This is a genomic window from Nostoc sp., assembly GCF_036919575.1.
GTDB lineage: Bacteria > Cyanobacteriota > Cyanobacteriia > Cyanobacteriales > Nostocaceae > Nostoc.
This window is the reverse complement of sequence record NZ_JBALBY010000054.1, coordinates 1-11,375: the sequence shown is the minus strand read 5'-3', so window position 1 is coordinate 11,375 and position 11,375 is coordinate 1. Positions and strand designations below refer to the sequence as shown.

At 42.3% G+C, this 11,375-nt stretch carries 9 protein-coding genes; all 9 read left to right on the top strand.

Annotated elements, in window-relative coordinates:
- The first annotated feature begins 395 nt into the window (after positions 1 to 395).
- Positions 396 to 737, top strand: coding sequence for a hypothetical protein (locus V7K27_RS15460; protein WP_334948627.1), 342 nt, complete (start codon positions 396 to 398; stop codon positions 735 to 737).
- 301 nt (positions 738 to 1,038) lie between these two features.
- Complete coding sequence (locus V7K27_RS15455; RefSeq protein WP_334948625.1) at positions 1,039 to 1,191, top strand: hypothetical protein; 153 nt, start codon at positions 1,039 to 1,041, stop codon at positions 1,189 to 1,191.
- Between the two features lie 219 nt (positions 1,192 to 1,410).
- A complete protein-coding gene (locus tag V7K27_RS15450) occupies positions 1,411 to 2,445 on the top strand; it encodes an alkaline phosphatase family protein (protein WP_334948623.1) in 1,035 nt (344 codons plus the stop codon).
- A gap of 273 nt (positions 2,446 to 2,718) precedes the next feature.
- Positions 2,719 to 3,921: a hypothetical protein gene (locus tag V7K27_RS15445; RefSeq protein ID WP_334948622.1), complete on the top strand. Its 1,203-nt coding sequence runs from the start codon at positions 2,719 to 2,721 to the stop codon at positions 3,919 to 3,921.
- Positions 3,922 to 4,102: 181 nt separating this feature from the next.
- A complete protein-coding gene (locus V7K27_RS15440) occupies positions 4,103 to 6,280 on the top strand; it encodes a tetratricopeptide repeat protein (protein WP_334948620.1) in 2,178 nt (725 codons plus the stop codon).
- A gap of 122 nt (positions 6,281 to 6,402) precedes the next feature.
- On the top strand, positions 6,403 to 7,350 hold the full coding sequence (locus tag V7K27_RS15435; protein ID WP_334948618.1) for a PP2C family serine/threonine-protein phosphatase: 948 nt from the start codon (positions 6,403 to 6,405) through the stop codon (positions 7,348 to 7,350).
- Positions 7,351 to 7,576: 226 nt separating this feature from the next.
- The gene (locus V7K27_RS15430) at positions 7,577 to 8,860 is read left to right on the top strand and encodes a vWA domain-containing protein (RefSeq protein WP_334948616.1); all 1,284 of its coding nucleotides are present in this window, start codon (positions 7,577 to 7,579) and stop codon (positions 8,858 to 8,860) included.
- A 56-nt stretch (positions 8,861 to 8,916) separates the two neighbouring features.
- A complete protein-coding gene (locus V7K27_RS15425; protein WP_334948614.1) occupies positions 8,917 to 9,630 on the top strand; it encodes an FHA domain-containing protein in 714 nt (237 codons plus the stop codon).
- 17 nt (positions 9,631 to 9,647) lie between these two features.
- On the top strand, positions 9,648 to 11,027 hold the full coding sequence (locus tag V7K27_RS15420) for a hypothetical protein (RefSeq protein WP_334948612.1): 1,380 nt from the start codon (positions 9,648 to 9,650) through the stop codon (positions 11,025 to 11,027).
- Positions 11,028 to 11,375: the final 348 nt, after the last annotated feature.

Genomic DNA, 11,375 nt, shown 5'->3' with positions numbered 1-11,375 from the left:
TTCTATCGTATAAACTAGCCGGATTGCGAATCTAGCGATCGCACCCTATAAGTTAGTCACAGAGATACTTATGCCGTTTTCGGAGATGTCTATTGTAAAAGGTAGCTGCCTATGTGGAGCAGTAAGCCTGTCCACAACCAGTATGAGTAATCAGATGGGAGCGTGTCATTGTAGATGGTACGGTATCGTTCATGCTATTTATTCTATTTTTTCAGTGACCCACCCGACGACTTGAATCACCACACCCTTGGGGTCTGTTCAAAATACAGTTGGAGTATCTGTTACCACGCGCTATCAAATTCTATCTGCGGATTTTCATTAACCATGTTGTCAAGCTGCAACTAAAACATTAGTATAGTACATTGTTACTAAAAAGTTGGAGCCAATTAATTATCATGTTGCAAGTAGTTAAACAAATTAAACAGCGCAGTAAAGTTAAGCTCAAACGGAAAGATATTACATACGAGCTTTGGCGTTTGGATGATGCTGAATTTAGAAAACTTCGGCAAAAAAGCCTGCCTATTAAAGATGATTATATGTTTTATATGCACTTTTATCTTTCCGAACGCGAGAACAAAAAGAAACTCAATTTGGCTGAATTATATGTCTGCTTAACGCACTTGTTTGGTGATAGCAGTGATTGGATTGACGATTGGAAAGGTACTTTCTCTTTTCCAGTATTATTGGTTTTAGAAAAAGCACAAGGTAGATTCTTTTGTTACACATTTACGGAGTAGTACTAAAGCATTTGCTACGTCTGCACCCACATTCCCTGCGCCAATGACACCGACCTTGGATGTTTTGTTACTCATGTCATATCTACTTTTTTGTCACTGCCCCAATTGGTTAACATACTCCGTGGGTTTAAGTCCCCCGGTTCAAAAAATAGGTAAGTTTTGGGTCGGGGTCAAATCCCCTTACAATAACTTTACTTCCGACTTCCGACTTCTTTAATGTTAACTCCAGAACTAGCCGAGCAGTATTTCTCGCTCTTGGTGGGAGCGGGTAAAATATTACGATCGGCTGGCGATTGAGCGAGTGGAATGCGGGGTTGATGCAGTAAAGGAATTACTCAGTACGCTAACGAGTGATGAGCGGTTGGGTGTGATGCTGGAGTTTGAATACGCTTGCCCTGACAAATTTGCTCAACTGGTAGCAGATGCGCCACAGTGGACTGAATGGATGGCGTGAGAAAGCTGAGGTTGGTATAGACCAGTTTACTTTCACTCAAGAGAGAAAATGCTTCAAAGTTTGACCGTTCACCCCATACTGGTTGGCGAGACAATCGGTGCTGCCAGATATAAACCGTTTTGCCACGGATATAGGGGGCAGTTTCGGTATTTGACCCATTCTTTTTCTATTGCTCCGACAAATCATTCGACATATACTTAACATTTATACTCAGTATCTATGTCATTACACCCTAGACTTCAAACAATTCTTCATCATATTTGCTTATTCAGCTTGAGCCTCACACTCAATAGTTGCTTATCCAACTCACAAAAATCTAGTCAATCAGCTACTAACCCACCGCAAGTAGTTGAAAATACTGCTACTCTAGTTTCAACTCCTACACGAGACGACAAAGCCATCCCTAAATATGACCATATCTTTGTGATTGTTGAAGAAAATAAATCCTACGACCAAATTATTGGCAATCCCAATGCACCCATGATCAATCAACTGGCAAAAACCTATGGTTTGGCTAGTAATTTCTATGGCGAAGTACATCCTAGCGAAGCTAACTATGTTGCCATTTTAAGCGGCAGTACTTTTGGTATTCATGATGATGATGCTTTCTATTGCTTTGCTAATAGTAATCAGCAATTTTGCCACAACTCTCGTCAAGCTGACTATGCCAACCATACCATTACCTCTTTTAGCTTAATCGACCAGTTGTCACAAAAGGGACTGACTTGGAAAGGGTATTTTGAAGATATTCCTTCTCCAGGCTCTAAGTCCGTTGTCGCTCCCAGTCTCAACCGTGCATTATATGCGGTCAAACATAATGGTTTTCTGAACTTTAAAAAAGTGCAAGATGACCCAAACTTACCCAGTAAAATAGTCGGGATTGATCAACTTACTACTGACCTGAACAGTGATAAAGTTCCCAACTACAGCCACATCATCTTCAACCAATGTCATGAAATGCACGGTTTAGCAGAGTGTCCCCAATTGCAAAAACTGATTCAAACTGGCGACATGATGATTGGAAAAGTTGTTAATCAAATCACCACTTCTAAGTTGTGGGCTGAGTCTGGCAATAATGCAATTATTATTACCTGGGATGAAGATAGTAATCCTCCTGACAAAGCCAAAATTCAAGGTTGCTGTGGTTTTGACCCTGATAGTAACGCTAACTTTGGTGGCGGTCACATTGCGACGATTGTGATTACTAATCACGCATCACGAGGCGTTGTAGATAACACACCCTATAATCACTAATCATTGCTACGAACTACTGAAGATGCTTTTGGCATCTATGAATACTTAAACTCTGCCAATGACACAACTAAAGGAGTTAAGCCGATGACCAATCTATTTGTGAAAAAATAATCAAGATATAATCTACTACACCAACTCTTTCACAATTCATCTCTTCAGGTTCTATATTCGAGGAAGAAATTGCTTATTCTAGAGCAGTTGTTGATGGATAACAAATAAAGATAGAATCGAGGGCAATGTTGCCACTAAGCCTTTTATACAGCAGTACTCGTTATGAGAACCAAAATTGTTGATCAACTCTTAGCTGACTGGAAAAATAAAATTCAAGTAGTTAGCCAAAACCTGTTTGATCTACAAGAACTCCCAGTATATCAACGCCTTTGTGGGAGTCCTGGTTTTCCTAAAGTTCATTTGACAGGCATTACTGCTCAAAAAGTGACTCCAGCGTTGGAGGCAATGAACGATTTATTTCAGTACTTTGACCTATTGGTGCAAACAATAGATCGAGCCAGTAGATTGCGGCAGCAACTACCACGATTTTTGGCAACAGAGGAAAAAATTGATGAAATTAAACAACTATTAACAGGCACTTCGATTCATCTGTCTGTTGTACAAACGCCATTGGCACAGAGAGAATTACTGACTGTGACCCAACAAGCAAACGCGATCGCTCCTGCACAACTATTGCAAGTAATGACTCAGGCTTTTTCTGTGGCCAGAGATGCAGTTCTAGCGGTTGATACCGCTTGGACAAATCTAGAATTTATACTCCAAGATGCAGAATCACAAATTATCTTAGGGCAAAACTTAGCTGCATCACTCAATCCAGCCTCTAGGAATGAACTGGTACAAGCTCATGAGGCGATCGCTTCTCTACGAGAAAGGATTGAGCAAGACCCTTTAGGAGTGAGCAAAGAGATAGATCGGCAACTCAAACCTTTATTGGCACAAGTTAAATTAGTCTTAGAGCAAGCCCAGAAACAACAGGCTCAGATACAAGAGAAACTGGCGATCACTCACAATTTATTAGCACAATTAATTAGACTTCACTCACAATCTATTACCACTTTTACGGAAAGCCAAGAAAAAGTTTTGTATCTAACAAAGCACACTCCATTACCCCAAGAGCAGATAGATGCCCTTAGCCAATGGCTCACACGCTTACAAAACAAGCTAGAGGAGGGTTTAGTTAGTCCAGTTATGCTCGGTTTAGATAATTGGATAGCCAAAGCCAAAGAATACATAACTGTAGAGCAACAGACGTACACAGCTAATAGTACTTTGTTACAAACTCGTCGGGAGTTACGTGGACGAATGGATGCCCTCAAAGCTAAAGCCTTAGCGCGGGGATTGATTGAAGATATTACCTTGGTTGATTTAGCCCAAAAAGCAACGCAACTCCTCTATATCCGCCCAACTCCATTAGACAAGGCATCGGAATTAGTTTCCCAATATGAAAAACGTTTAAACAGCTAATTTTAGGGGAACAATAAAAAATGAAGTCGGAAGTCGGAAGTCGGAAGTCGGAAGTATGAACAAGTCGCACACAATTCCACTCGGTTTTCAACCTTCGCTTTTTGGATAAAGTAGATATTTGGTGAAAAAGATCGGGAGAAGAATAAACAATGATTTATGACTATAGATTTAGGAGACTTCAATGAACAGTCTTCGCTGTCTGCGGAATGGATGTACTGGCACTATTGAAGATGACTACTGTAATGTCTGTGGGTTAGCAGCATTAAAATCTCTTGATGTCAGCCAGAAGCAAAATGCCTCACTTACACTCAGAAGTTCACCAATTACCACAGCCACAGGTTCCTCTCCATTAACCAATCGTTCCAAGGGTTCGCGGCGTACCAGTAGCACTTCTGCCCGTAGTAGCCGCAGACAACTAGGAGCAGGATTAACTTCTGTACCAGAACTACCTTCAACAGAGCCAGAAAACGCGATTATTCCTAACCCAATGGTGCCAGAGAATAAACGCTTTTGTAGTAATTGCAATCATTCTTTGCGACGAGAAAACGGATTTTGCAGCAAGTGTGGGCAGAAGTATTCTTTTATTCCGACTCTGAAGCCTGGTGATGTAGTTATCGGGCAATACGAAGTTAAAGGAGCGATCGCCTATGGTGGTTTAGGATGGATTTATTTAGGCTTCGATAAAACTTTATCTCGCTATGTAGTACTGAAAGGATTGCTCAACAGCGAAGACGCATCCAGTGCAGCCGTCGCCGTGGCAGAAAGACAATTCCTAGCAGTAGTAAAACACTCTAATATCGTGGGAATTTATAATTTCGTCAACCACGGTAATGAAGGTTTTATCATCATGGAGTATGTGGGCGGTAAAACCCTCAAAGAAATCCGCAAAACTCGCGGGGCGTTACCCGTAGCAGAAGCGATCGCATATATTCACCGCATCTTGGGAGCTTTTGCCTATCTACATTCCTTGGGGTTGGTATACTGCGACTTCAAGCCAGATAACATCATGATCGAAGACAACGACGTGAAATTAATCGACTTGGGTGGTGTCCGTCGCGTTGACGATCCTAATGGTGATATTTACGGTACAGTCGGCTATAGCGCTCCTGAAGCCGGCGAAGGTCCAACAATCGGTTCCGATTTATTTACCATTGGCAGAACTTTGGCGGTGTTGCTCACCGAGATTAAAGGTTTTAGTAAGGAACATTTATACACACTTCCCAGTCCCCAAGAAGAACCTTTATTTGCCCAACAAGAATCACTGTATCGCTTTCTGATTAAAGCCACCGCCGAAAATTCTGATGACCGATTTCAGTCAGCCGATGAAATGGCAGATCAGTTATTGGGTGTACTGCGGGAAGTTGTTGCCATTTCTACCAATATTCCCCGTCCCACCACCAGTAACCTGTTTGGCGGCGATATGTTGGCCATTACCCACAGTGGAAGTTTTGAACCAATTAAGCCAGAATATCAGCAATTACCGATACCAATATTAGATGCTAGCGATCCGGGCTTTAATGCAGTCCTAAATGCCAGCGCGATCGCCGATCCAGTCCAGCGAGCCGTCGGTTTAGGTGTTGTTGTCAAGCAATTCCCGAAATCAACTGAAGCCTTGTTGCGCTGGGCAAATACCTTAATTGATACCAATGATTACCAAGAAGCAGAACAAGCTATAGCCCAAGTCGTAGCTAAAGATCCTTGGGATTGGCGGAGCTTTTGGTATCGTGGGCGATCGCTGATGGCGCAAAATCAACCCGCAGAGGCGCAGAAAGCATTTGACCAAGTTTATTTTGATTTACCAGGAGAATTAGCTCCGAAACTGGCGCTGGGGTTAGCCGCAGAACTTGCCGAAAATTACCAATTAGCAATTAAGATGTATAGTTTGGTGTCCCGCACCGATCCGAGTTATGTATCAGCAGCTTTTGGGTTAGCACGTTGCTTTTGTGCCACTGGAAATCGCAATGGTGCTGTGACAGCTTTGGAAAATATTCCGCAAACTTCTAATTTATATACACGAGCGCGAGTCGAAATTGCCCGAACTTTAATCAATGGCGATCGCTCGGCTCCAGGTACTCAAGAACTCAAAGCCGCTTCTGTGGCCATTGAAGCACTGACTTTAGTTGGTAGCGATCGCTATCGCCTGACTAAACAAGTATTAGAAACTGCTCTCAATTTAATCACCTCGCGCCAACTCCAAGCTGCTGCTGATTTAACAATTTTGGGACAGCCATTACAAGAAGTGCATCTGAGAAAGGGATTGGAAAAAGCCTTACGCGACATGGCGCACCTCGCAACTGAAGACGAAAAAATCTCTTTAGTTGATGAAGCTAATCGGGTACGTCCCAGAACCCTAATTTAAACCAATTCGCAATTCGCAATTACGTTTTGTGACGGGGATTTAGCTTAGGCATCAAAACGCGCTGTCTGTAGAGACAGGGGACTTAAACCCCCAAAGTTCGTTAAACCTAATGAGAGCAAATTATGCAGTGTATATGTGGTGCATCGATTTTAGCTGATGATAAATTTTGTGAAGAATGCGGTACACCCTTAAGGGCTAGTAAACCGCCAACTGCGATCGATAAATGTGAAAAATGTGGTGCAGGAATTGATCCTGAAGGCTACTGTTGCCAATGTGGATTTCGCCAAGAACCACCAGTGCATGATTGGTTAGAAGTAATAATTAATTCACAGCTAGCCGGAGTTAGCGATCGCGGACTCAAACACAGCCGCAATGAAGATTTCCTCGCTTTACAACAACTCAACAGCAGTCAGCCAAATATTCTCGTAGTTTGTGATGGAGTTTCTAGTTCCGAAAAACCTGATTTAGCTGCTAAAACTGCTGCTGAAAGTACTTGTCTGGCTCTAGCTAATGCGTGGGAAACAGGGGAAAATTCCGCTTCGGCAATTAAATCAGCTTTTGCTACTGCTTTAGCTAATGTATGTAATATTTCTTATAGAAATAGTGGAGATTTGGAACCACCATCTACAACTATTGTGGCTGTAATTGTTCAAGAAGGTATCGCTACTATTGGCTGGTTAGGTGATAGTCGCGCTTACTGGATTTCTGCTCACATTTACCAACAATTGACTCAGGATGATTCCTGGTTAACTGAAGTAGTCGCAGCCGGAAAAATCAGCGAAGCAGAAGCTAGACTATCTCCCAAAGCTCACGCAATTACGCGCTGGCTGGGAGCAGATGCCGTTGAAGATGCTGTTCCCTCAATTGTGAAGTTTACTATTCCTGGTTCTGGATATCTGATTTTGTGTAGTGATGGACTGTGGAACTATACCTTAGATACAGCACATTTAGCTAACCTAGTGCAGCGATCGCCCGATCGAGATGCGATCGGCATATCTCGCACTCTTGTAGAATTTGCCCGTAATCGTGGTGGACATGACAACATTACTGTTGCTGTTCTCTGTTTTTGAATTAAACTCTCATACTCATAAAACAATACAGTTTGTTAAGTATTTCTTCCTCCTCTTCCTTTTCTTCCTTCTCTCTCTGTGTCGCGCCAGTTGCTTCAAGTCGGGGAACCCGACGCCAGGTGCAACAAGAGTGGCTCGCCGCCCAACGCACTGGCTCCCCAACGCACTGGCTTCTCTGCACCTCTGCGGTTCGTTAAAAAAACCCTATTCAAACAAACAAAACACTATGTCTGATCAATTTAAAGCCGAAGTTTTTCAAAACCAATATCTACCCCAAGGAGCCAGAGAAGTTGATGCCATTATGACCATTACCGTCGAAAAAGGCGATAGTGCGATCGCAACTGGGCACAATGGCAGACTTTTTGGTATTATCTGCGACACATCCGGTTCAATGGGAGGTGACAAGATACATGCAGCCAAAGATGCAATGACCAAAATTGTGAAATTGCTCCCAGAGGATGCCCATTTCTTCATCGTCACCGGTGCTGGTAAAGCCACTGTAGTTTTTCCTGTTTCTCCAGCCACGACAAAAAAAAAGCAAGAGGCGATCGCATCTATTAAGAGTACTTTAGCTAATGGCGGTACTCTCATGTCTACTTGGTTGGCTCAAGCCTTAACACAATTCAAAAAGATGCCTAGCGCAGTTCGTCAAGCACTACTACTCACCGATGGGCAAAATGATGATTCTGATGAGAAATCCTTGAAGAAAATTTTACTTGAATGTGAAGGTGTCTTTCAGTGTGACTGTCGTGGTGTCGGAACTGATTGGCGAGTTGCTCAACTTCAAGAAATTGCCAGCAAACTTTTAGGGACAACCGATATTATTCCCAACGCCGCAATGATTGAAAGTGACTTTCGTGCCATTTTAGAAAAAGCCATGAGTAAAAATGTCAGCGATGTCGCTTTACGTTTATGGACACCACAAGGAGCCAAAGTCTTGTTTTGTAAACAAGTTAGTCCCGATATTGTTGACCTTACCCACCGCCATAAACCTGTCAAGCCTCAGATGGTTGATTATCCCACTGGAGCTTGGGGAAGTAACGAGTCTCGTGATTACCACTTCTGTATCGAAGTCAATCCAGGTAATATCGGCGATGAAATGTTAGCAGGTCGAGCCAGTTTAGTATACACCCTCAACGGCACAGAAACTAAAGTTGCAGAAGCACGCATTTTGGCAACCTGGACTAATGATGAAGCCAAATCTACCAAAATCGATCGGCGAGTTGCCCACTATACTGGACAAGCAGAACTGGCTCAGTCAATTCAAGAAGGATTGGAAGCTCGTGCTAGGAATGATATTGAGCTTGCTACTGCCAAATTAGGCAAGGCAGTAAAACTAGCCCATGAATCAGGGAATGAAGCCACAGCCAAACTACTGAAAACCGTAGTTGAGGTGGAAGATGCACCGACAGGGACAGTCCGGTTGAAGCGAGAAGTCGCCAAAGAAGATGCAATGGCATTGGAAACACGTTCCACAAAAACTACTCGAATTCCTAAATCTCCGAATTAATTGTTATTGGTAAATACAAACGACTTATACCGATTTAAAAAATTACTTCAGTAACTATGTCAATCTATAAATGTCCTAAAGGACATGAATCAACTGAATTAGATTTTTGTTCAGAGTGCGGTACTAAGATTCTGGGTGTACCTGAACTTCCATTCGTCCAAAAAACAATTGACTCAACAGTAACGCCAACTAAGTCCACAGAAAATTGCCCAGATTGTAGCACCGCCCATGAATCAAACAGTGGCAATTTTTGTGAAATTTGTGGTTACAACTTCGTCACAGGGGCGCATGGTGAAGTACCCATTGCCAAACGCACCCAAGAAGAAATGAGAACAATGCGACAGACGAATACCAATAGTTCTAGGTCTGGATTAATAGATTCTCAATTGTTAGTTATTGGTTGGGATCTAGTTGTCTATATTGACCCATCTTTACGCCATCCCGAAAGTCCAGAACCACCTATAAATCAGCCACCGATTACATTTCATCTCGATAAGACAATTAACCTAATTGGTCGCAATAGCGAAGTCAGAGCAATTCATCCAGAAATTGCTTTAGATTTTGATGATGCTGTCTCACACCGCCATGCCTTGCTTACTCTGGAAACAGACAATACATTAACTCTCCGTGATATTGGTTCTGCTAATGGTACACAATTAAAAGCTGTGGAATTGAAGCCGATGGTAGATATAAAACTTCACGATGGAGACGAATTTACCCTTGGACATTGGACTCGGATCGCGGTGAAAGCTGTTCGGAAATTAGGATAAACCTGTAAATAAAATATATGAGTAAAATCATCGCTCTTTTCAGTCAGAAAAATTATAAATTGACGACTCCAGAACGACTCCAGATAGGATTATACTTAACCGGAGCAACCAGTTTACTATTACTGATTGCGATTATTAGCGCAGTTCAAGGGCAAAGACACGCGATCAAAACCGTTGGTCAAGATTCCACACCCAGCATCGTCACTGCTCAACGCCTCAAGGACGCATTTGCCGATATGGATGCTAATGTCGCTAATGAACTTTTAGTACCAGCAGGACAAAACCAAGATGCAGTCAAAGGTTACGAAGAGCAATACCAAAAAGCTGCTGAAAGATTAGTTGCTGCTGCTGAGAATATCACCTACGCAGATAAAGAGCGAAAACCCATTCAGACGATGCAACTCGGCTTAGGTAACTACATAGCCCAAATTCAGCAGGCACGGGATTTTCACGCACGCGGTGATACTAACGCTATGCTGATTGCTTACCGTGCAGCTGCGGAACTTATGGATAAAACCTTACTGCCAGCAGCCGACGAGTTAGATAAAGTAAATATACAAGCTTTAGAAGAAACTTATACCGAACAAAAGGTTGCTGCTAATAATTCTTTGATCTTAATTTTTGTTTCTGGTGCAGCACTGATGATTGTGCTAGTAGGGATTCAGATATTTCTGAGTCAAAGGATGCGCCGCACCCTCAATCCTATGCTGTTGGTTGCCACAGCGATCGCCTTGGCTTTATTAACTTATACCACAGTCACGTTGCAGGCTGCTGGGGATAATCTCCGAACGGCTAAAGAAGATGCGTTTAATTCTATGCACGCCTTGCGACAAGCTAGTGCTAATGCCTACATCGCTAATGCTGCTGAAAGCCGCTATTTACTTGACCCAGCTTTTGCTACGAACTACGAACGAGCTTTTTTCAGCAATATAGTGCAAATTGCCCAAATTCCTCAAGGTCAAACTGCTGAAACTATAGCATCTGCCTATAATTCTCAGGGTAAAAAGATAGATGGTTTTAAAGGTTACATCGCTGAGGAACTGAATAATATCACCTTCCCAGGTGAAAAAGAAGCCACCCTCGCCAGTCTCGTGAGTTTGGGTCAATACCTTGCCATTGACCAACAAATTCGCCAGTTAGAGCGCAGTGGCAAGCATCAAGAGGCGATCGCTCTATGCGTAGGAAATAAGTCTGGACAGTCCAACTGGCTGTTTGAAGAATTTAAAACAGCTAATCAAAAGACATTTGATATCAACCAAGCAGTTTTTGATCGGTCAATTCACCAAGGTTTCAGCAATATAGATGGTTTTGAGATTAAAATGGTGATTGCAGCAACTACAGTTGTGCTTCTGAGTTTCTTTGGATTGTTACCGCGTCTCAAAGAATACTCAAATTGAGATGATAATAAACGAAATCAACATCAGGCAAAGTCTTTCAATATTAGATAAGCTCTTGAATCAGGGTGAGTTAGTCATTAAGTGGCATCGAAAGATAAAAAACAAGGGTAATGGTAGCTATGTTGTAATTTGAATGCCGATTAGCTTAATCGAATTATCCTTCAAATTAATAAAGCGAATTCGTTAAACGACAGAATCCATTGTATCTCTGTACAATTAACGGTTTTTTCCCTTGATTAAACTACTCAAACTATGGCGTTGAAAAAAGCTCCAAATTGCCCTACTTGCATTCAAACCAAGCTGAATATTTAACTGATTTAATTTAGTATCACTTGAAGCACCACCAGG

Excerpts from the sequence above, each read along its gene's own strand:
- V7K27_RS15440 (WP_334948620.1), top strand. The coding sequence starts at position 4,103 with ATGAACAGTCTTCGCTGTCTGCGGAATGGATGTACTGGCACTATTGAA.
- V7K27_RS15420 (WP_334948612.1), top strand. The coding sequence starts at position 9,648 with ATGAGTAAAATCATCGCTCTTTTCAGTCAGAAAAATTATAAATTGACG.
- V7K27_RS15425 (WP_334948614.1), top strand. The coding sequence starts at position 8,917 with ATGTCAATCTATAAATGTCCTAAAGGACATGAATCAACTGAATTAGAT.
- V7K27_RS15435 (WP_334948618.1), top strand. The coding sequence starts at position 6,403 with ATGCAGTGTATATGTGGTGCATCGATTTTAGCTGATGATAAATTTTGT.
- V7K27_RS15430 (WP_334948616.1), top strand. The coding sequence starts at position 7,577 with ATGTCTGATCAATTTAAAGCCGAAGTTTTTCAAAACCAATATCTACCC.
- V7K27_RS15460 (WP_334948627.1), top strand. The coding sequence starts at position 396 with ATGTTGCAAGTAGTTAAACAAATTAAACAGCGCAGTAAAGTTAAGCTC.
- V7K27_RS15450 (WP_334948623.1), top strand. The coding sequence starts at position 1,411 with ATGTCATTACACCCTAGACTTCAAACAATTCTTCATCATATTTGCTTA.
- V7K27_RS15445 (WP_334948622.1), top strand. The coding sequence starts at position 2,719 with ATGAGAACCAAAATTGTTGATCAACTCTTAGCTGACTGGAAAAATAAA.